Genomic DNA, 19,222 nt, shown 5'->3' with positions numbered 1-19,222 from the left:
CGGCGGTCAGAGCTCGGGCCGGACGGGGACGTAGCCGCTGTCGAGCAGTCGGGGCAGGTAGTCCCTGACCGCGTCCACGGTCTGGGAACGGTCGCCACCGCCGTCGTGGCAGAGCACGATCGTGCCGTCCTTCACGTCGCGCAGCACGGACTTGGTGATGCTGTTCGTCCCCGGCCGCGCCCAGTCGTTGGTGTCCAGGGACCAGCCGAGCGGCTCCATGCCCAAGTCGGCGCAGACGGCGAGGGTGGCCGGGTTCCAGTCGCCGTACGGTGCGCGGGCCCAGTCGGGCGGCGCGCCGAGTACCTTCTCGATCAGATCGCTGGTCCTTTCGAGCTCGCTTCGCGCGGCAGCCGGCTTCAGCTTGGTGAGCTGGGGGTGTGTCCATGTGTGATTGGCGACGGCGTGGCCGCCGTTCGCGATGTCGTGCAGCAACTGCGGGTACTGGACGGCGTTCTCCCCGATGACGCAGAACGTCGCCTGCACGTTGTACTGCGCCAGGATGCGCAGTACCTGGGGTGTGTAGACGGGATCAGGGCCGTCGTCGAAGGTCAGGGCGATCCGGCCGCCGCCGTCCTCCAGGAAGTACACCGCGTGGGTGCGCACGGCCGGGTTCCCGGCGGGAGCACCCATGGACGTCTCGCCCGCGAAGGGGCGCAGCCGGTACGTGGGCGGCCGGGCCCCGGCCGCCGGAGGCCCGGCCGCCGGGGCCTGAACACGGTGCGGCGGGGCCGCGGCCGGTGCCGACCCGTCCGTGGCGGCGTGTCCTGACGGTCCGCACGCCCTGGAGACCACTCCGCCGACCGCCAGCGCGCCCAGACCGACCGCGCCACGGACGAAGCTGCGCCGCCCCTGCCTATTAGTATGATTTTCAGACTTCATGGCACCGTCATGCCACGCGTCCGCGCGATTTCCCGGACGACACCACCGGAGCACGGCCGATACCACCCGTTCGGCCCCGCCCATCGGCAGTCCTGGCCCGGGTTCCCCGCAGCCCGCGCTGCCCCGGCCGGGACCGGAGCCCCGAAGGCCCACCCAAGTCCGCTGCGACTGGCCCCGCTTTCAGCAGCCCGCCGAACGCGGCCTCGCGAAAGGCCAAGGAGGCGGCGCTCGCTCTCGTACGCGGGCGCCCCTACTCCGGCGGCGACCACAGCTGGGCCGCTCCTCTCGTCCAGGAGATGCGCACACGCATCACCGATGTGGCTCACACCGTCGCGACGTGGCGACACACCGGTCCTCACCGCGATCTGGTCGCGGCCCGCTGCTCGAACTCGCCTGGCTGCCGGCCCTGTCACCGGCGCTGCCGGCCGTCCCGGGCACCTCGTCGGTGGCGCACATCGAGGAGAACGTGGCGTCGGCCGGGCTGGTGCGCGATGCGGACACTCTGTCCGAGCTGGACGGCGCGGGATCCTGAGACCTCAGCCCGACCCATCGCCGGGCGGGCCGGCCAGCCACTCCTGGCCGGCGACGACGTGCGCGAGCGTCCTGGGCGAGTCGTGCAGCAGGGAAGCGTAGGCCGCCACCACCGTGTCCAGGTGATCGGGCGACGAGCAACGTGCCGACCAGTAACCGCGGACGAAACCGAGGCAGTCGGTGAAGATCCGCGGATCATCGACGAAGACCCCGGCAGCGAGCGAATCCGTCAGGTACCCCAGCTGCTCGACAGTGGCATCGAACTGGGGATCCGCCGGGTCGGCCGCGAGGGCGAGTCCGTCGGGCAGATGCTCCAGCAGGCCCCGCAGCAGTGCCGGGCGCTGTTGGACGAGCCATGCGTAGGTCTCGGCGGACCGGTCGTCCACCGAGGGCCTGCCCGTCCGCCGAGGTGGCCACCCGGTGCGCAGCAGCTCCGCTGCACTCCGGGCGTCGGGGGCGTACAGGTCCGCACCCAGGGTGCGGGCCCACATACCGGCAGGACCGAAGCCGGGCCCGCCGGCCAGAACGGGTACACCTGCCGTCCTGCACACCTCGAAGAGACGGTCCGCGAGCGGCAGGCGGGCCGGCAGGGTGCAGGAAAGGGCCACCACGTCCGGTCCGTTCGAGTGCAGATCGGAGATCAGCCGGGCCGGAGGCACATGACCGCCGAGGAAACGCACCTGGAAGCCGCGCAACCGCAGGACCTCGGAGAGGATGCGCGGAGCGAGGGTGTGCCACTCGCCGTCGCTGCAGGCGACGGCGATGTCACCCGTGGGGGCGACGCCGTCCGGAGGGCGGATCGCGGCGATGGCAGCGACCACCTGCTGGCTGACGTGGGTGGCGGCGTGTTCCTGGGCCACGGTCCACTCGCCGGCCGCCCACCGGGAGCCCACCGCGATCTGTGCGGGGGCCACCAGATCGAGCAGTACCTCCTCCTCACTCAGGCCGTCCTCCACGAGGCGGACGGTCAGTGCGACGGCGGCCTTGTCGTCCGCATCGGTCAGATGGTGGTCGAAGGCGGCCCGCACCTCCTCGGTGATCCCCGTTACGGCATCCGTCATCGGGGGACCCCTCCCTCCCGGCCGTGCGGGGCCTGGATCGCCAGTACGGCGATGTCGTCGTGGGGGCGCCCGGCCAGCCACCGTGTGATGAGAAGCTCCACGCGTTCGGTGACGGCTCCTGCTTGCATCCCCAGGCAGCCGGCGAGATCACGGATGAGCCGCTCATCGCCGAACAGTGCGTCCCCGGTCGGGCCGCCGCGCGCCTCGGTCACCCCGTCGCTGTAGAGCAGCATCAGTTCACCGGGCTCCAGCCGGGATTGCGTCAGTGCGAATTCCGCGTCGGGCAGGATGCCGAGCAGAGTCCCACCGACCGCCACCGTCTCCACCCGGCCGTCCCGGCGCAGCACCAGCGGCGGAAGGTGGCCGCCACCGGCCGTCGTCACGGTCAGCCCGCCGTCCGGAGCCCGGCGGGCGGAACCCATCACCAGTGTGGTGAAGCGGCTTCCAGCGTCGAGCAGAGCCCGGTTGAGCAGACGCAGAGTACCGAGCGGATCACGCTCCACCAACGCCAGGGTCCGCAGGCTCTGCCGTACCTGGCCTGCGAGCAACGCGGCCTCGGCGCCCTTGCCGCGCACGTCGCCGAAGAAGAACTCCACGCCTCCGCCGTCCTCGGGGGCGACATGATAGAAGTCCCCGCTGACGAGCAGCGCCTCCGCGGCCGGCCGGTAGGCCGCGCCGAGTGCGATGCCATCGACATCGGGCAGCGCACGAGGGGCCAGATCGGCCTGCATCACGGCGGTGATGCGTGTCTGCTGCGAGTAGAGGGAGGCAGTGGCGAGCGCAAGACCGGCCCGTACTGCGAACTGGTCGGCGAGCTCGATGTCCTGTTCGCCGAAGCCCGGCCGCTCAGGTCCCCGCACCAGAACGAGTGCACCTGCCGAAACCCCGTTGCCGGAGAGCGGGATCACCAGCGCCTCGCCGGCTGCGTCCTGGCCTTGCGGCATCAGGGCGCCCACCCCGCCCAGCTCGTCCCGGCGGCAGACAACCGCCCGGCGCTGGAGCCCGGTCAATGCGTGCGCGACCCGTGACACCCGCAGCAGCGTCTCCGCCGGCATGTCGCCCGATCTGGTGGTCCCGCCCGGCCCTGCCAGGTACCAGGTGGACCGTCGCCCGAGTACCGGAAGGACAGCGATTGCGGTATCCGCCAGGACCGGCAGGGCGGCCTGAACCAGGGCGCGTACCGTGCGGCCGTGATGCAGTGAGCCCCCCAGTCGAACGCCTGTCTCCTGGAGGAACGACGAGCGTTCCCGCGCCGCCAGCAGGTCCCGCTCGCGGTCCCGGGCACCGCTGACATCGCGTACCAGCCAGAGCACACCGCCGTTCCACGGCCGCCGGTAACCGGAAAGCCTGCGCCCGGCGACATCGCACTCGAAGCGCTCCGCCAGTCGGGCGGTGGCCGTCGCCATCGGCCCGACCAGCCCCTGCCCCGTCCCCAACCGCGGGAACAGCTCTGCCGCGGGGCCGTTGAACCCGCGTACGACGCCGTCCCCGTCGCACATCACCACCGCCTGATCCACCAGATCGAGCAGGCCCCGCGGTGGTCCGGCGCCGGGCCACCGTCCTGCGACCGGCTGCGACGACGCGCGATCGCCGGTCACCGAAGTGCCCGGTACCGAGGTGGCGTCGGTGGGCTCGCCGTCCGTCATCGGCATCGGTCCGCATCGTCGGGTGTCACGGGCCGGCGAGGGCGGCGGGCGCCCGTACGCAGGGGAGACGAAGCCGTTGCCCGGCCAGCGCCCTTGCCGACCGGCCGGCTGCCACGTCGCCACATGATGTCATATGTCCTTTTTCTCGGCTCCCGCCTCCACCGTACCCATCTCTCCCGGGTGGGGCATCGCCACGCTGCGCGGCGGGCCGGTCCCCGCCGACGGGCACCACGACGACGCCGGCGGGACTCCGGCTGATTGCTCTAGGTTGGAACCTAGGACGGCTGGCCAACGTTCGTTGCCTTCGACAACGCTGAGCGGAGGTACTTGCCCGGTGCGCGTGGGGCTCACCGTCGCCGGCCGGCAGAAGCGGCCGCGGGGGTGACCGATGAGGCCGGGCTCGACTGGGCACCTTGTGCACGGCCTGCACGCCGTCGACCCCTTCGAAGCGCTCCTCGCGGAACGCTTCCCGCACCTGAGGGTCAGTGACCGCACCGTCTTCCTCCACACCCGCAAACGCATGGGCCGGCGCCTCGACGCCACCGGCCGTGCCGTCGGGCACGTCCCCTTCTCCCTGCCGCAGGTCTGACCCCGGCACTCGGCTCAGCTGGCCGACGGGCAGCAGGAGGAGGAAGTGCATCTGGAGACTCAGGAGTGCCTGGACCCATTGCTCGCCATAGGTGCCTGTGCCTGCTCCGTCTCGCCCGGCCCCTCGGAAAAGACCTCCGCAAATCCTGGGAACGACCCGCGCACCAAGCGCGCCTCACATCCGCAAGCGTCCGTCGAGGGTTCCGGCGCCTCCACAGAAGAACCTCCCGGCCGGCCGGCGGCGCGGGCGGCCGGGTGGGCTGACCTCCGAGGCCGCGCTGAAGGTGCTCGCCGTCCTGGGTACGGGCCGGATCACGGCTCCGTTCCCAGGCAGCCAAGATGACTGTTTGTGCAAGAAACACGATGGCATCTTGCACAAATGAACCTACGGAGGCACGGTGTTGGCCATCGCGCCGTCACTGAGGCGCGCTCGATGACGGGAGACGCCTTGTCCGCGAGAACGACCCCGACCCCTGCATCCCTGCGACGGAGCCTCTATGCCCTGGCGACGGCCACCGCGCTCGCCCTGGGCGGGCTCGCCGGCCCGTCCGCTGCGGCGGCGGGTACCCCGCTTCCCGCGCAGGGTGCGGGAAGCGCCAGTGCTTCGGAGAGTTCCTACCCGAATCTTGCCCCGACCCCGCCCATGGGCTGGAACAACTGGTCCTACTACGGCTGTGACATCGACGAGGCCACTGTCCTGTCCAACGCACGGGCCCTGGTCACCTCCGGACTCGCAGCGAAGGGCTACAACACTGTCACCACCGACGACTGCTGGATGTCACACAGCAGAAACGCCAAGGGCGACCTGGTCCCCGACCCCGACCGCTTCCCCCACGGAATGGCCTACATCGGTCAGCAACTTCATGCGATGGGGCTGAAGTTCGGCATCTATGAGGACGCTGGCACCTCCACCTGCGGTGGATATCCCGGCTCGTACGGCCACATCCAGCAGGACGCCGATCTCTTCGCCCAGTGGCGCGTCGACTATCTGAAGCTCGACGGCTGCAACGTGCCCGAAAGTGACAGCCAGACGCCCGACGAGGTCTACCACTCCCTCTACGGCGATATGAGCACTGCTCTCCTGCACACCGGCAGGCCCATCACCTTCTCCGTTTCCGCCCCCGCGTACTTCGAGGGCGAGAAGGACTGGCACAACGTCATCGCCTGGTCTGCCCAGGTGGGCAATCTGTGGCGAGAGGGAGCCGACGTCGCGATGGAATCGGCCTCGGCGAGCTCCAAGTGGTCTTCGATCAAGTACAACTACGGCTACAACGTGCCGCTCGCCGACCTGCAGAGCCCCGGCCGCTGGAATGACCCGGACTTCCTGCTCGCAGGCCAGTCCCGGCTGACCGGCGACGAAATCCGGAGCCAGATGTCACTGTGGTCGGTGATGGCCGCGCCGCTGATCTCCAGCACCGACCTGGCCGAAGCATCCCCTGACGCCCTGTCCGTGCTCGGTAACCGTGACGTCATCGCGGTCGACCAGGATCCGACAGGTCTGCAGGGCCGCATCGTCCAGCAGGGCGACGGCTATGACGTGCTGTCGAAAAAACTCCGCGGCGGGGACAGGGCCGTGGCACTCTTCAACTCATCGGACCAGGCACAGACCATCACGACCACGGCGTCCAAGGCCGGGCTGCCCAAGGGCTCCTCCTATCTGCTGAAGGACCTCTGGTCGAAGCGGACAACACAGTCCACGGGTACTGTCGCGGCGAATGTCCCCGCTCATGGCACCGTCCTGTACCGGATACACGCCGGGCAGGCGCACAAGATCCCGCCGGCCACCGCGATCACCTGGAAGCGGACGGGGAGCGAGGGGACGTCCTCGACCTGGCAGGTCAGTCTGGCCGACCACGGCCCCGGGGGGCTGTCCGCGGCCGCGCTCGAAGTCAACGTGCCGCAGGGATGGTCCGTCAGCCCGTCGAAGGCATCGCTCGGCCGCATCGCCCCCGGTGGCTCGGCCAGAGCGAACTTCACAGTGAAGGGCCCGGAGACGAAGCCGGGAACAACGACCGTCACGCTGAGCGCAACTGCCCGGTACCGCACAGGATCGGCCGGCGAGTCACGCACGACAGGGCAGGGTTCCGTCGTGTCGGTCGTGCCCTACCCCGCTCTGGCCGACGCTTTCAACAATGTCGGGATCACCAGTGAGGACGCCCCGCCGGCGGACGGCAACTACACACTGGGCAACTTCGACGGCGGCGGTGACAGTTACTCCGCCCAGGCACTGGCCACCGCGGGTGTGACACCGGGAGGCACGGTCACCAAGGACGGCGTCAGCTGGACGTTCCCGAAGACTGCACCCGGCGCGCCGGACAACGTGACCACAGCGGGTCAGGTGATCAACATGGCAGGCAGCGGGACGAAGCTGTGGTTCCTCGGCGCTGAGGCAGGTGCGGCAGAGGGCAAGGTGACCGTCACGTACACGGACGGCACCACCAGCAACGGCGATCTCGGGCTGCCCAACTGGTGCTGCACGGCCGGCACCGAGTACGGCGCCACGACGGTCGCCACGACCGATCACCGCAACACACCGCAGGGACCCGCCAACTTCGGCGGCGCTTACAAGCTGTTCGGAAACTCCGTACCGCTTGACACAGGCAAGACAATCCGCACGGTGACTCTCCCGGACGAGGATGCCCTGCATCTCTTCGCGATCACGGCGCAGTAGTGGTCATGGCCTGCTCCGGTGCCGATGGTGAGCGTCCGGATCTCATGGAGGCCGCAGCTGAGGGGTGGGCGGCGCCGCACGGCTGAACCACGGAACCGCGTGACGGCGTCCACCCGTTGACCGGTACGAGGCCTCGCAGCGCTCCTGTCTGCGAGGCCTCACCAGTCCGCTGTGCGTACTGGCCGTCATGCCGCGGCTGTCTCCATCTGGAGTCGGCTCGCCTCCCCGCCCCCATCACCACGTCGAGAACGCTACGCCGGCCCAGGTTCGGGCCTGCACCGGCCGCAACCGCGAACACCTGGACAGAGCAGGAAGAACACACCTGCGCTCGGCCGGGTGGCCCGCTGCGGCGCCGACGGTAGCGGTGACGCTCATGCCTGTCACCACCACCCCGGGCCAGGGACCACCGCCGGCAGCGCGCCCGTCAGTCCTCGCCCTCCAGATTCCCCTCGGTCTCCAGATAGACCCGGCGCAGGGCTTCGAGTGTCCCCGGGTCCGGCTCGGCCCACATGCCCCGGGACTCGGCCTCCAGCAGCCGCTCCGCGATCCCGTGCAGCGCCCAGGGGTTGGCCTGCTGGAGGAAGTCGCGGTTCACCGGGTCGAGTACGTAGGTCTCGGTGAGCTTGTCGTACATCCAGTCGGCGACCACACCGGTGGTGGCGTCGTATCCGAAGAGGTAGTCGACGGTGGCGGCGAGTTCGAAGGCACCCTTGTAGCCGTGCCGCCGCATCGCCTCGATCCACCGGGGGTTGACCACCCGCGCGCGGAAGACCCGTGAGGTCTCCTCCACGAGGGTGCGGGTGCGGACCGTCTCCGGGCGGGTGGAGTCGCCGATGTACGCCTCGGGGGCGCTCCCGCGCAGCGCGCGGACCGTGGCGACCATGCCACCGTGGTACTGGAAGTAGTCGTCGGAGTCCGCGATGTCGTGCTCACGGGTGTCGGTGTTCTTCGCCGCGACCGTGATGCGCTTGTACGCCGTCTCCATCTCGGCGCGCGCCGGGCGGCCGTCGAGTTCCCGGCCGTAGGCGTAACCGCCCCACACCGTGTACACCTCGGCGAGGTCGGCGTCGGTGCGCCAGTCCCGGCTGTCGATGAGCTGCAGGATCCCGGCGCCGTAGGTGCCCGGCCGCGAGCCGAAGATGCGGGTGGTGGCCCGGCGTTCGTCGCCGTGCTCGGCGAGGTCGGCCCGGGTGTGGGCGCGTACGAAGTTCTGGTCGTCGGGCTCGTCCAGTGATGCCGCCAGCCGTACCGCGTCGTCCAGGAGGCCGATGGTGTGCGGGAATGCGTCCCGGAAGAAGCCCGAGATCCGCAGGGTGACATCGACACGGGGACGGCCCAGCTCGTCGAGCGGCACCGGTTCCAGGCCGGTGACCCGGCGTGAGGCGTCGTCCCACACGGGGCGGATACCGAGGAGGGCGAGGGCTTCGGCGACATCGTCGCCCGAGGTCCGCATCGCGCTGGTGCCCCACAGGGAGAGTCCCACGGATGCCGGCCACTCCCCGTTGTCCGTGCGGTAGCGCTCCAGTAGTGAGTCGGCGAGCAACTGGCCGGTCTCCCAGGCGAGCCGGGAAGGAATGGCCTTGGGATCGACGGAGTAGAAGTTGCGGCCGGTCGGCAGCACATTGACCAGCCCGCGCAGCGGGGAACCGGAGGGGCCTGCCGGGACGAATCCGCCGTTCAGCGCGTGGAGCGCGTGGTCGATCTCGTCCGTGGTGGCCGCCAGCCGCGGGACGACCTCGCGGGCCGCGAAGCGGAGGATGTCGACGACTGCCCGCGGGTGGCCGTCCGCCACCTTGACAGCGGCTTCCGGGTCCCAGTCCGCCGCTTCCATGGCCTCGACGAGGACGCGTGCCTGTTCCTCGGTCGCGTCGGCGCTGATACGTGTGGCGTTGGCCTCATCGAGGCCGAGGGCCTCGCGCAGCCCCGGCAGTGAGGCGGTGCCGCCCCAGATCTGGCGGGCGCGCAGGATCGCGAGCACCAGGTTGACCCGGTCGGCTCCGGCGGGCGGATTACCCAGAACGTGCAGGCCGTCGCGGATCTGGGCGTCCTTGATCTCGCACAGCCACCCGTCGACGTGGAAGATGAAGTCGTCGAAGCCCTCGTCGTCCGGACGGTTCTCCAGGCCCAGGTCGTGGTCGAGTTTGGCGGCCTGGATGAGTGTCCAGATCTGTGCCCGGATGGCGGGGAGTTTCGCCGGGTCCATGGAGGCGATCTGAGCGTATTCGTCGAGCAGCTGTTCCAGGCGCGCGATGTCGCCGTACGACTCGGCGCGTGCCATGGGCGGGATCAGGTGATCGACCAGCGTGGCGTGGACACGTCGCTTGGCCTGGGTTCCCTCGCCCGGGTCGTTCACCAGGAACGGGTAGACCAGCGGAAGATCGCCGAGTGCCGCGTCAGGACCGCACGCGGCGGACAGTCCCGCGTTCTTGCCGGGCAGCCACTCCAGGTTGCCGTGCTTGCCGAGATGGACCATGGCGTCCGCCCCGAAGCCGCCGTCGTCAGCCGATGCGGCGATCCACCGGTAGGCGGCCAAGTAGTGGTGCGACGGGGGCAGATCGGGATCGTGGTAGATCGCGATCGGATTCTCGCCGAACCCGCGCGGCGGCTGGATGAGAATCAGCAGGTTGCCGTGGCGCAGGGCGGCGAGCACGATGTCGCCCTCCGGGTTGCGGCTGCGGTCCAGGAACATCTCGCCGGGCGCCGGGCCCCAGTGCTCCTCCACGTCCGCGCGCAGCGGGGCGGGGAGGGTGGCGTACCAGCGCCGGTAGTCGGCGGCGGGGATACGGACCGGGTTGCGGGCAAGCTGCTCCTCGGTGAGCCACTCCTGGTCGTGGCCGCCGGCCTCGATCAGCGCGCGGATCAGCTCGTCGCCGTCTCCCGACGCGAGGCCGGGTACCTCCTGAGGGCCGAAGTCGTAGCCCTGGTCACGGAGCCGGCGGAGCAGGGCGACGGCACTCGCGGGCGTGTCGAGACCGACGGCGTTGCCGATCCTGGAGTGCTTGGTCGGGTACGCGGACAGCACCAGGGCCAGGCGCTTGTCGGCCGGGGCTATGTGCCGCAGACGAGCGTGGCGCACGGCGATCCCGGCGACGCGGGCGGCCCGTTCGGGGTCGACGACATAGGCGGGGAGCCCGTCCTGGTCGATCTCCTTGAACGAGAAGGGCACCGTGATCAGCCTGCCGTCGAACTCGGGCACGGCGATCTGGCTGGCAGCGTCGAGCGGTGACACGCCCTCGTCATTCTCCTCCCAGGCGGCCCGCGAACCTGTCAGGCAGAGCGCCTGGAGGATGGGCACGTCCAGCGAGGTGAGCGCGCCGGCGTCCCAGGACTCGTCGTCGCCCCCGGCGGACGCCTCGGCGGGTTTCGTCCCTCCCGCCGCCAGCACGGTGGTGACGATGACATCCGCGGCGCGCAGCGTGTCGATGAGCTCCGGCTCGGGGGCCCGCAGCGAGGCGACGTAGAGCGGGAGCGCCCGGCCCCCGATGTCCTCGACGGCCTCGCAGAGGGCGTCCACGAAGGCGGTGTTGCCGCTCATGTGGTGGGCCCGGTAGTAGAGCACCGCGACGGTCGGGCCGTCCGTGGTGCGGACAGTGCGTTCCAGGGGGCCCCAGCTGGGTGCCGGCGCCGGGGGCTCGAAGCCGTGGCCGGTGAGGAGCACGGTGTCGGAGAGGAATCGCGCGAGCTGATCGAGGTTGGCGGGCCCGCCGTGCGCCAGATAGGCGTGGGCCTCGGCGGCGATCCCGACCGGGACGGTCGACGCCTCCATCAACTGGGCGTCGGGGGCCTGCTCACCGGTGAGGACGACGACTGGCCGGCCGTCCGCGAGGAGCAGGTCGAGGCCCTCCTGCCAGGCGCGGATCCCACCGAGGAGGCGCACGACGACGAGGTCGGCGCCTTCGAGGAGAGCGGGCAGGTCGGTGAGCTGGAGACGGGCCGGGTTGGCGAAGCGGTAAGCCACCGGTCCGTCCGCTGCACGGGCGCTGAGCAGGTCGGTGTCGGACGTCGACAGAAGCAGGAGCATGCGGCGTCAGGCCTTCCTCGGGGTGTCCGCGCCCCGGGCGGTGTTAAGACGGCGGGAGTTCCTGGCTCACCCGGCTCGGAGAGCCGGGCTCACAGTGGCGGGACCGCGCCGGGATTTCACCGGGCTTCCTCCCCTGTCGCCGTCGTAGGCGATTGCGGGCCGATCAGCCCGCCGACAAGCATAGTAACGACCTGACGGGCGGCCGGAGGCGGATCCGCGGACCCGGCCCCGCGCACACCGGGTCGTAAGGACCGTCACGTCGGCGCAGGACGGACCCGCTGCGGACCGATCGGTATGCTCGCCGCCATGCCCCGCACTTCCGCACCCCCGCCGCCACGGCAGCCGGTCCCCCGGCGTGACCGCGGTGACGCGTGTCCGGGGAGTCTGCGCCTGCACACGGCGGACGACGGCGCGCTCGCCCGGGTCAGGATCCCCGCGGGCGTACTGACGGTGTCCCAGGCCCGGACGCTGATGGATGCGGCGCGACGGCTCGGCGACGGGGCACTCCACCTGACGTCACGCGGCAACGTGCAGCTGCGCGGGCTGGCGCCGGACTGCGGCCAGGAGCTCGCCGGCGTACTCGCGGACGCCGGACTGCTGCCCTCCGTGCGCCACGAGCGGGCCCGCAACATCGTGGCCTCCCCGCTGTCCGGACTCGAATCACCGGCAGCGGCCGATGTGCACGCCTGGGCACGTGAGTTGGACTCGCTGCTCTGCGCGTGCGACGCGGCTGCCGAGCTGTCCGGCCGCTTTCTGTTCGCGTTCGACGACGGCCGGGGCGATGTGGCCGGGCTCGGCGCCGATGTGACGTTGATCGCTTCTCCGGACGCCGGCGCCCTGCTGTGCGCCGGCGGGGCGCGGGAGGTGCTCGTGGTGCCGCCCGAACACGCTGCCCGCTGCGCGCTGCTGGCGGCCGAGACCTTCCTGGGCGCCGCCCGTGACGCCGGTACCGGCGCCTGGCGGGTGGCTGAACTTCCCGGCGGGCCTTCCGCGTTCGTACGGGCGGTCGCGGAGCGGCTGTCAGCCGCCGGCATCACGGCCGCTGCCCGGGAACGGGCAGAACCGCTGACATCCGGTACCGGCCCTGAGCCCGGCGTCGTGCCGGCGCCGGACGGTCGGGCAGCACTCTCCGTCGAGGCGCCGCTGGGCCTCATCACGGCCGGCCAGTGGAGCCTGCTGACCCGCACGGCACTGCACGACGGCGCCGGTGAGCTGCGGCTGACCCCCTGGCGGGGAGTGGTACTCCCCGGTCTGGGCCCGGACAGCGCCCGCACCCGCCTCGCCGAGCTCTCGGCCGCAGGGATGATCACCGCGGCCGACTCGCCCTGGCACGGGGTGGGGGCATGCATCGGACGCCCCGGCTGTGCCAAGTCCCTGGCCGACGTGCGCGCCGACGCCGCGCCCGCTCCCGGTACTGGCCGTGGTCTGCCCGTGTACTGGTCGGGGTGCGCGCGGCGCTGCGGACACCCGCACGGCGACTGGGTGGACGTGGTCGCCACGGCCGGCGGTTACGACATCTCCGTACGCGGAGAGCGGCTGCGCGACACCATGAACGACCCCTCAGAGTTCGCCGCCACCGTGGCGGAAGCCCGCACCACGCCCCTCCCGCAGTGACGAAATGAGCGAGAAGACAGTGTTCGACTACGAGAAGGACGGCCCGGCGATCTACCGCCAGTCCTTTGCGACCATCCGCGCAGAGGCGGACCTCTCGGGGCTTCCCGCCGATGTCAGCCAGGTCGCTGTCCGGATGATCCACGCCTGCGGGATGGTCGACCTGGTCCGCGATCTCGCGTACACCCCGCAGGTGGTCGCGCGCGCCAGGCAGGCGCTGCGCGCGGGGGCCCCCGTACTGTGCGATGTGGCCATGGTCGCCAGTGGCGTGACCCGTAAACGGCTGCCCGCCGGCAATGACGTGGTGTGCACCCTGTCCGACCCGTCGGTGCCCGACCTCGCCGCGCAGCTCGGCACGACGCGTACCGCCGCCGCACTGGAACTGTGGCGTGACCGTATGGAGGGCGCGGTGGTGGCGGTCGGTAACGCGCCGACCGCTCTCTTCCGGCTCCTTGAGATGATCCGCGAGGGCGCACCGCGTCCCGCGGCGGTCATCGGGGTCCCGGTGGGGTTCGTCGGCGCGGCCGAGTCCAAGGACGCGCTGGCCGACGACGTTGCGGGCCTTGACTACCTGGTGGTACGCGGGCGGCGGGGCGGCAGTGCCATCGCGGCGGCCGCGGTCAACGCCATTGCGAGCGAAGAGGAATGAACTCGAGCATGAGCGAGCTGAGCACCGGTCGGCTGTACGGGGTCGGGCTCGGCCCCGGTGACCCGTCGCTGATGACCGTACGCGCCGTGGAGGTCATCTCCCAGGCGCAGGTCATCGCCTTTCACAGCGCCCGGCACGGCCGGTCCATAGCCCGGTCCATCGCTGCCGGGCATCTGCGCGCCGACCACATCGAGGAGGCGCTGGTCTATCCGGTCACCACGGAGACCACCGACCATCCCGGCGGATACCGGGCCGCGATGGAGGAGTTCTACGCCGAGGCGGCAGCCCGGCTCGCCGCGCATCTCGACGCGGGCCGCACCGTCGCGGTACTCGCCGAGGGTGATCCGCTCTTCTACGGCTCGTACATGCACATGCACAAACGGCTGGCGCACCGCTATCCGACCGAGGTCATCCCCGGAGTGACGTCGGTGAGCGCGGCCGCCGCCCGGCTGGGTGTGCCCCTCGTCGAGGGCGAGGAAGTGCTGACGATCCTGCCCGGCACCCTGCCGGAGGAGGAGCTGACGGCACGTCTGGCCTCGACGGACTCCGCGGTGGTCATGAAGCTCGGCCGCACCTTCCCCGCTGTTCACCGGGCGGTCGAGCGGTCGGGACGGATGGCGGAAGCACGTTATGTGGAGCGCGCCACGATGCCCGGGGAGCGTACCGGTGAACTGGCCGGCGTGGAGGCCGGATCGGTGCCGTACTTCTCGGTGGCTGTGCTGCCGAGCCGTGTGGGGGCGCCCGAACCGGTACGGGAACACGGTGACGTCGTCGTGGTCGGCACCGGACCGGCCGGACCGCTCTGGCTCACACCCGAGACCCGCGGCGCGCTGGCCGCGGCGGACGACCTGGTGGGCTACACCACATATCTGGACCGGGTCCCGGTGCGTTCCGGGCAGCGACGGCACGGCTCCGACAACAAGGTGGAGTCGGAGCGCGCCGAGTTCGCTCTCGAACTGGCCCGGCGCGGCAGGAAGGTCGCCGTGGTGTCCGGCGGTGACCCCGGCGTGTTCGCCATGGCCACCGCTGTACTGGAGGTCGCGGCGCAGGACGTGTACCGCGATGTTCCCGTGCGGGTGCTGCCGGGGGTGACCGCCGCCAACGCGGCTGCCGCCCGCGCCGGTGCGCCGCTCGGTCACGACTACGCCACGATCTCGCTGTCGGACCGGCTCAAGCCGTGGGAGGTCATCGCGGAGAGGCTGCGCGCCGCCGCCGCCGCCGATCTGGTGCTGGCGCTGTACAACCCGGGCTCCCGCAGCCGCACCTGGCAGGTCGGCAAGGCCCGCGACCTGCTCCTGGAGCACCGGTCCCCGGACACCCCCGTGGTGCTTGGGCGCGACATCGGCGGGCCGCAGGAGAGTGTGCGGATCGTACGGCTGGCCGCGCTCGATCCGGCCGATGTCGACATGCGCACGATCCTGCTCGTCGGCTCCTCCCGGACCCGGACGGTCCGGCGGGGCGACGGTGAGGAGATCGTCTGGACTCCCCGGAGCTATCCGCAGGGGTGAGTCCGCGGGGGAAGGCCGCCCGCAGGCCGGGGCCCGGAGGTCAGGCCGGCCACTTTCCGGCCTGGCACTCCCGTACCCACTGGAGAGCTTCGCCGGGGTCGCGGGCGACCGGCACGCCTTCGGGGGCGGCCGGGCGGCGGACGACCACGACCGGGAGGCCGGCCTCCCGGGCCGCGGTGAGTTTGGCGGCGGTGGCCGATCCGCCGCTGTCCTTGGTGACCATCACGTCGATGCCGTGGTCGCGCAGCAACGCTCTCTCGTCCTCCAGCGCGAAGGGTCCCCGGTCGAGCAGCGTCCTCATGCGGAGCGGATGCGGCGGCTGCGGCGCGTCCACCGACCGTACGAGAAACCAGAGTTCGTCCAGAGCGGCGAAGGCGGCGAGACCGGTCCTTCCGGTGGTGAGGAAGATCCGGCGTCCGAGCGCGGGGAGCATTCCGGCGGCCTGCTCCAGGGAGTCCGCCGGATGCCAGTCGTCACCCCTGCCCGGCACCCACCCGGGCCTGCGCAGAGCGAGCAGGGGAACATGGGCGGTGGCAGCGGCTGAGGCCGCGTTGAAACTGATGGTTCCGGCGAAAGGATGGGTGGCGTCGATGAGCGCGCCGACCTCGTGCTCGCGCATCCACTGCGCCAGTCCCCCGGCCCCGCCGAACCCGCCGATACGGACCTCTCCGGGCGGCAGCACGGGCTGTGCGACCCGCCCGGCCAGTGAACTGGTGACACGGACGACGGGGTGCAGCGCCGCGGCAAGACGGCGGGCCTCGGTCGTGCCGCCGAGTATCAGTACGTGCATCGGAGCCTTTCATGACTGAGGGAACTGGTGGCCGCAGCGCCCAACTCAAGCACACCGGGCTGCGGCCCGGCTGGACCACGGGTGCCTGTGCGACGGCTGCCGCCACGGCCGCCTGGACCGCGCTGCTGAGCGGCGATTTCCCGGACCCCGTGACGATCACCCTGCCCAAGGGGCAGACGCCGTCGTTCGCGCTGGCCGTCGAGGAGCTGAGTGACGGACGGGCCACCGCGGGAGTGGTCAAGGACGCGGGCGACGACCCGGACGTCACCCATGGGGCACTGGTACGCGTCACCGTCAGGCGGCTGCCGCCGGGCTCGGGCGTCGCGTTCAGAGCGGGCCCTGGGGTAGGCACCGTCACACGCCCCGGGCTGCCGCTGGATGTCGGCGAGCCTGCCGTCAACCCGGTGCCGCGGCAGATGATGCGCGAACACATCGCGCGCGTCGCCGAGCGCTACGGCGCCGGCGCGGACGCCGAGATCACCGTGTCCGTCGATCATGGCGAGGAGATCGCCCGCTCCACCTGGAATCCCCGGCTAGGCATCCTGGGTGGTCTCTCCATCCTCGGGACCACGGGCATCGTGGTGCCCTATTCGTGCTCGGCATGGATCGACTCGATCCGGCGTGGTGTCGACGTCGCACGGGCCGCCGGGCGTACGCATCTGGCCGGGTGCACCGGCTCCACGTCGGAGCGGACGGTCGTCGCCGAGTACGGGCTCCCCGAGGACGCCCTGCTCGACATGGGCGACTTCGCGGGGGCCGTGCTCAAGTACGTGCGCCGCCATCCGGTGGACCGGCTCACCGTCTGCGGTGGCTTCGCCAAACTCTCGAAGCTGGCAGCAGGACACCTCGATCTGCACTCGGGCCGCTCCCAGGTCGACAAGGCGTTCCTGGCCGGCCTGGCCCGGCGGGGCGGCGCGGGCGAAGCGCTGGCCGCGGAGGTCGCCGGGGCGAACACCGGACTGGCAGCCCTGCAGTTGTGCCGCGCGGCGGGTGTCCCGCTGGGCGACCTGGTGGCCGCAACCGCCCGCGACCAGGCACTGGCGGTACTGCGGGGCGCACCTGTCGCGGTCGATGTCATCTGTATCGACCGGGCGGGCAACGTCGTTGGCCGGAGCACGGCCCGTTCGTAGCACTCGGGCATTCGTCCGGTGCGGCGGGATTGCGTACCGGGCGTCGTACGCCGGGCGCGACTTCGCGGGCACGGCCTAGGAGACGTGACGCTCCCGCTCCGCCGAGTAGAGGTGGCTGTCGCGGAACTCTGCGGCGCCGAGCGTGCGGCCGACCATGATGACCGCCGTACGCAGGATGCCCGCCTGCTCGACCTGGCCCGCGATGGTATCGAGGGTGCCCCGGAGGATGACCTCGTCGGGCCGGCTGGCCAGGGCCACGACAGCGGCCGGGCAGTCGGCACCGTAGTGCGGCAGCAGTTCGGCCACGACCCGCTCGGCGTGCTGGGCCGCCAGATGCAGCACGATCAGGGCGCCGCTGCGGCCGAGTGTGGCCAGGTCCTCACCGTCCGGCATCGCCGTGGCACGCTGCGCGACGCGGGTGAGGATCACGGTCTGGCCGACGGTCGGGACCGTCAGCTCACGCTTCAGCGCCGCGGCCGCGGCGGCGAAGGCGGGGACGCCGGGCACCACCGCGTAATCCACGCCTGCCGCGTCGAGCCGGCGCATCTGCTCGGCCACCGCGCTGAAGACCGACGGGTCTCCGGAATGCAGCCGGGCCACATCCTGCCCCTCCCGGTCGGCACGCACCAGCTCGGCGGTGATCTCGTCCAGGTTGAGCTGCGCGGTGTCGATCAGCCGGGCGTCAGGAGGGCATTCGGCGAGCAGCTCACGCGGTACCAGGCTGCCGGCGTAGAGGCAGACGCCGCAGGCGGCGAGCAGACGGGCGCCGCGCACCGTGATGAGGTCCGCCGCGCCGGGTCCGGCGCCGATGAAGTGCACGGTCATCTGTCTTCTCCAGGAAGGGGACGGTACGGGTTCTTCTCAACAGCCCACTGGGTGACCGGCATGGCCTGCCGCCAGCCGGTGAAACCCCCGACGGGTACGGCATGCGCGACGGCGAGACGCACCAGGTCGCCGCCGTGTCTGCGGTAGCGGTCGGCCAGGAGTGCCTCCGACTCCAGCGTCACGGTGTTGGCGACGAGCCGTCCCCCGTCGGGCAGGGCGTCCCAGCACGCGTCCAGCAGTCCGGGGACGGTCAGTCCTCCCCCGACGAACACCGCGTCCGGCGCGGGGAGCCCGCCGAGTGCGTCCGGGGCTGCGCCGGTGACGACACGCAGCGCGGGCACGCCGAGCCGCGCGGCGTTACGGGCGATGCGCTCGGCCCGTACGGGATCACGCTCGACGGTGACAGCACGGCAGGAGGGATGTGTGCGCATCCACTCGATGGCGATGGACCCGGAACCGCCGCCGACGTCCCACAGGAGTTCGCCCGGGGCGGGTGCGAGCGCACCGAGTGTGGCGGCGCGTACATGGCGCTTGGTGAGCTGGCCGTCGTGTTCGTAAGCGTCGTCGGGCAGCCCGGGTACAGCGCCGGCTCTCGGAGCGCCGGGGTCGCGGCGGCAGTCGACCGCTATCACGTTCAGCGGGTCGCCGGGCGGGTGCGGCCAGGCCGCGGCTGTGCCTTCGGCGATGTTCTCCCGCTCACCGCCGAGCTGTTCGAGGACCCGCATCCGGCTCGCGCCGAAGCCGAGGCCGCTCAGATGGGCCGCTACGTCGGACGGCGTCGCTGCGCCCGCGCTGAGTACCAGCACCCGCCGGCGGTCGTGCAGCGCCGCGGTGAGCCGGGCGGTGGGACGGCCGACCAGGGTGACGACCTCTGTGTCCTCGACCTGCCAGCCCAGCCGGGCACAGGCATACGAGACGGACGACGGGTACGGCAGCACGTGGACAGTGCCCTCGCCGAGCACCTCGGTCAGCGCGCGCCCGATGCCGTAGAACATGGGGTCGCCGCTGGCCAGTACGGAGACACGCCGCCCGGCATGCGCCGCGAGGATCCGGGGCACCGCGGGGCGCAGCGGCGAGGGCCATTCGACCCGCTCGCCGGTGCATCCGGGGGGGAGCAGGGCCAGTTGACGGGCGCCGCCGACCAGGACCTGGGCGCTGAGCAGAGCGTCCTGCGACGCGGCGGGAAGTCCGTCCCAGCCGTCGGCTCCGATGCCGACGACGGTGACGTGCGGCGCCGGGGCGGGGGTCGGGGGCGGTGCGGGGGCCACAGCCGGGGTTCCTCACGGGTCGGATCGGGCGGTCGGGGCGGTAC

The 19,222-nt window shown here is 71.5% G+C and carries 14 protein-coding genes and 1 riboswitch; of the genes, 7 read left to right on the top strand and 7 right to left on the bottom strand.

Annotated elements, in window-relative coordinates:
* Window positions 1–6: 6 nt before the first annotated feature.
* Window positions 7–879, bottom strand: a complete 873-nt coding sequence (locus OG584_RS33640) for a polysaccharide deacetylase family protein (protein ID WP_405783503.1) — start codon at window positions 877–879, stop codon at window positions 7–9.
* 337 nt (window positions 880–1,216) lie between these two features.
* Here OG584_RS33640 and OG584_RS33635 point away from each other — a divergent pair, with 337 nt between their 5' ends.
* The gene (locus tag OG584_RS33635; RefSeq protein WP_405783502.1) at window positions 1,217–1,411 is read left to right on the top strand and encodes a hypothetical protein; all 195 of its coding nucleotides are present in this window, start codon (window positions 1,217–1,219) and stop codon (window positions 1,409–1,411) included.
* A 4-nt stretch (window positions 1,412–1,415) separates the two neighbouring features.
* Here OG584_RS33635 and OG584_RS33630 read toward each other — a convergent pair whose 3' ends face one another.
* Together OG584_RS33630 and OG584_RS33625 are read right to left on the bottom strand one after the other, a co-directional pair.
* Window positions 1,416–2,471, bottom strand: coding sequence for a B12-binding domain-containing protein (locus tag OG584_RS33630; protein ID WP_405783501.1), 1,056 nt, complete (start codon window positions 2,469–2,471; stop codon window positions 1,416–1,418).
* Entirely contained in the window at window positions 2,468–4,123 is a 1,656-nt protein-coding gene (locus OG584_RS33625) for a PP2C family protein-serine/threonine phosphatase (protein ID WP_405783499.1), read from the bottom strand. The genes OG584_RS33630 and OG584_RS33625 overlap by 4 nt, the downstream gene beginning before the upstream one ends.
* A gap of 409 nt (window positions 4,124–4,532) precedes the next feature.
* On the opposite strand from OG584_RS33625, the gene OG584_RS33620 reads away from it, so the two are divergent.
* Together OG584_RS33620 and OG584_RS33615 are read left to right on the top strand one after the other, a co-directional pair.
* Complete coding sequence (locus OG584_RS33620) at window positions 4,533–4,706, top strand: hypothetical protein (RefSeq protein WP_405783498.1); 174 nt, start codon at window positions 4,533–4,535, stop codon at window positions 4,704–4,706.
* Window positions 4,707–5,153: 447 nt separating this feature from the next.
* Window positions 5,154–7,376 (top strand): NEW3 domain-containing protein, encoded by a 2,223-nt coding sequence (locus OG584_RS33615; RefSeq protein WP_405783497.1) that lies wholly within the window; start codon window positions 5,154–5,156, stop codon window positions 7,374–7,376.
* Between the two features lie 424 nt (window positions 7,377–7,800).
* Here OG584_RS33615 and cobN read toward each other — a convergent pair whose 3' ends face one another.
* Window positions 7,801–11,397 carry a cobaltochelatase subunit CobN gene (gene cobN / locus OG584_RS33610; protein ID WP_405783495.1) on the bottom strand — a complete coding sequence of 1,199 codons (3,597 nt, stop codon included), beginning with the start codon at window positions 11,395–11,397 and terminating at the stop codon, window positions 7,801–7,803.
* A 34-nt stretch (window positions 11,398–11,431) separates the two neighbouring features.
* Window positions 11,432–11,586: riboswitch (cobalamin riboswitch) on the bottom strand.
* A gap of 105 nt (window positions 11,587–11,691) precedes the next feature.
* Here cobN and OG584_RS33605 point away from each other — a divergent pair.
* From OG584_RS33605 to OG584_RS33595, 3 genes are read left to right on the top strand one after another with little or no spacing between them, the layout of a single operon-like run.
* On the top strand, window positions 11,692–13,011 hold the full coding sequence (locus OG584_RS33605) for a cobalamin biosynthesis protein CobG (RefSeq protein WP_405783494.1): 1,320 nt from the start codon (window positions 11,692–11,694) through the stop codon (window positions 13,009–13,011).
* Window positions 13,012–13,015: 4 nt separating this feature from the next.
* Window positions 13,016–13,657 (top strand): precorrin-8X methylmutase, encoded by a 642-nt coding sequence (locus tag OG584_RS33600; RefSeq protein ID WP_405783493.1) that lies wholly within the window; start codon window positions 13,016–13,018, stop codon window positions 13,655–13,657.
* Window positions 13,658–13,665: 8 nt separating this feature from the next.
* Window positions 13,666–15,165: a precorrin-2 C(20)-methyltransferase gene (locus OG584_RS33595; RefSeq protein ID WP_405783492.1), complete on the top strand. Its 1,500-nt coding sequence runs from the start codon at window positions 13,666–13,668 to the stop codon at window positions 15,163–15,165.
* Between the two features lie 40 nt (window positions 15,166–15,205).
* On the opposite strand, the gene OG584_RS33590 is transcribed toward OG584_RS33595, so the two are convergent.
* Window positions 15,206–15,955: a cobalt-precorrin-6A reductase gene (locus OG584_RS33590; protein ID WP_405783491.1), complete on the bottom strand. Its 750-nt coding sequence runs from the start codon at window positions 15,953–15,955 to the stop codon at window positions 15,206–15,208.
* A gap of 11 nt (window positions 15,956–15,966) precedes the next feature.
* Between OG584_RS33590 and OG584_RS33585 the strand changes: the two genes are divergently transcribed.
* On the top strand, window positions 15,967–17,085 hold the full coding sequence (locus OG584_RS33585) for a cobalt-precorrin-5B (C(1))-methyltransferase (RefSeq protein ID WP_405783489.1): 1,119 nt from the start codon (window positions 15,967–15,969) through the stop codon (window positions 17,083–17,085).
* A 75-nt stretch (window positions 17,086–17,160) separates the two neighbouring features.
* Here OG584_RS33585 and cobM read toward each other — a convergent pair whose 3' ends face one another.
* Together cobM and cbiE are read right to left on the bottom strand one after the other, a co-directional pair.
* Window positions 17,161–17,910 carry a precorrin-4 C(11)-methyltransferase gene (gene cobM / locus OG584_RS33580; RefSeq protein ID WP_405783488.1) on the bottom strand — a complete coding sequence of 250 codons (750 nt, stop codon included), beginning with the start codon at window positions 17,908–17,910 and terminating at the stop codon, window positions 17,161–17,163.
* Window positions 17,907–19,178: a precorrin-6y C5,15-methyltransferase (decarboxylating) subunit CbiE gene (gene cbiE, locus OG584_RS33575; protein ID WP_405783487.1), complete on the bottom strand. Its 1,272-nt coding sequence runs from the start codon at window positions 19,176–19,178 to the stop codon at window positions 17,907–17,909. The genes cobM and cbiE overlap by 4 nt, the downstream gene beginning before the upstream one ends.
* Window positions 19,179–19,222: the final 44 nt, after the last annotated feature.

The organism is Streptomyces sp. NBC_00859 (genome assembly GCF_045161865.1).
GTDB lineage: Bacteria > Actinomycetota > Actinomycetes > Streptomycetales > Streptomycetaceae > Streptomyces.
This window is presented reverse-complemented; position numbering and strand designations above follow the sequence as displayed.

Bases quoted from the DNA above. Each gene is read 5' to 3' on its own strand.
- OG584_RS33590 (WP_405783491.1), bottom strand. From the start codon at position 15,955: ATGCACGTACTGATACTCGGCGGCACGACCGAGGCCCGCCGTCTTGCC.
- OG584_RS33585 (WP_405783489.1), top strand. From the start codon at position 15,967: ATGACTGAGGGAACTGGTGGCCGCAGCGCCCAACTCAAGCACACCGGG.
- OG584_RS33640 (WP_405783503.1), bottom strand. From the start codon at position 879: ATGAAGTCTGAAAATCATACTAATAGGCAGGGGCGGCGCAGCTTCGTC.
- OG584_RS33600 (WP_405783493.1), top strand. From the start codon at position 13,016: ATGAGCGAGAAGACAGTGTTCGACTACGAGAAGGACGGCCCGGCGATC.
- OG584_RS33605 (WP_405783494.1), top strand. From the start codon at position 11,692: ATGCTCGCCGCCATGCCCCGCACTTCCGCACCCCCGCCGCCACGGCAG.
- OG584_RS33625 (WP_405783499.1), bottom strand. From the start codon at position 4,123: ATGCCGATGACGGACGGCGAGCCCACCGACGCCACCTCGGTACCGGGC.
- OG584_RS33630 (WP_405783501.1), bottom strand. From the start codon at position 2,471: ATGACGGATGCCGTAACGGGGATCACCGAGGAGGTGCGGGCCGCCTTC.
- cobN (WP_405783495.1), bottom strand. From the start codon at position 11,397: ATGCTCCTGCTTCTGTCGACGTCCGACACCGACCTGCTCAGCGCCCGT.
- cobM (WP_405783488.1), bottom strand. From the start codon at position 17,910: ATGACCGTGCACTTCATCGGCGCCGGACCCGGCGCGGCGGACCTCATC.
- OG584_RS33595 (WP_405783492.1), top strand. From the start codon at position 13,666: ATGAGCGAGCTGAGCACCGGTCGGCTGTACGGGGTCGGGCTCGGCCCC.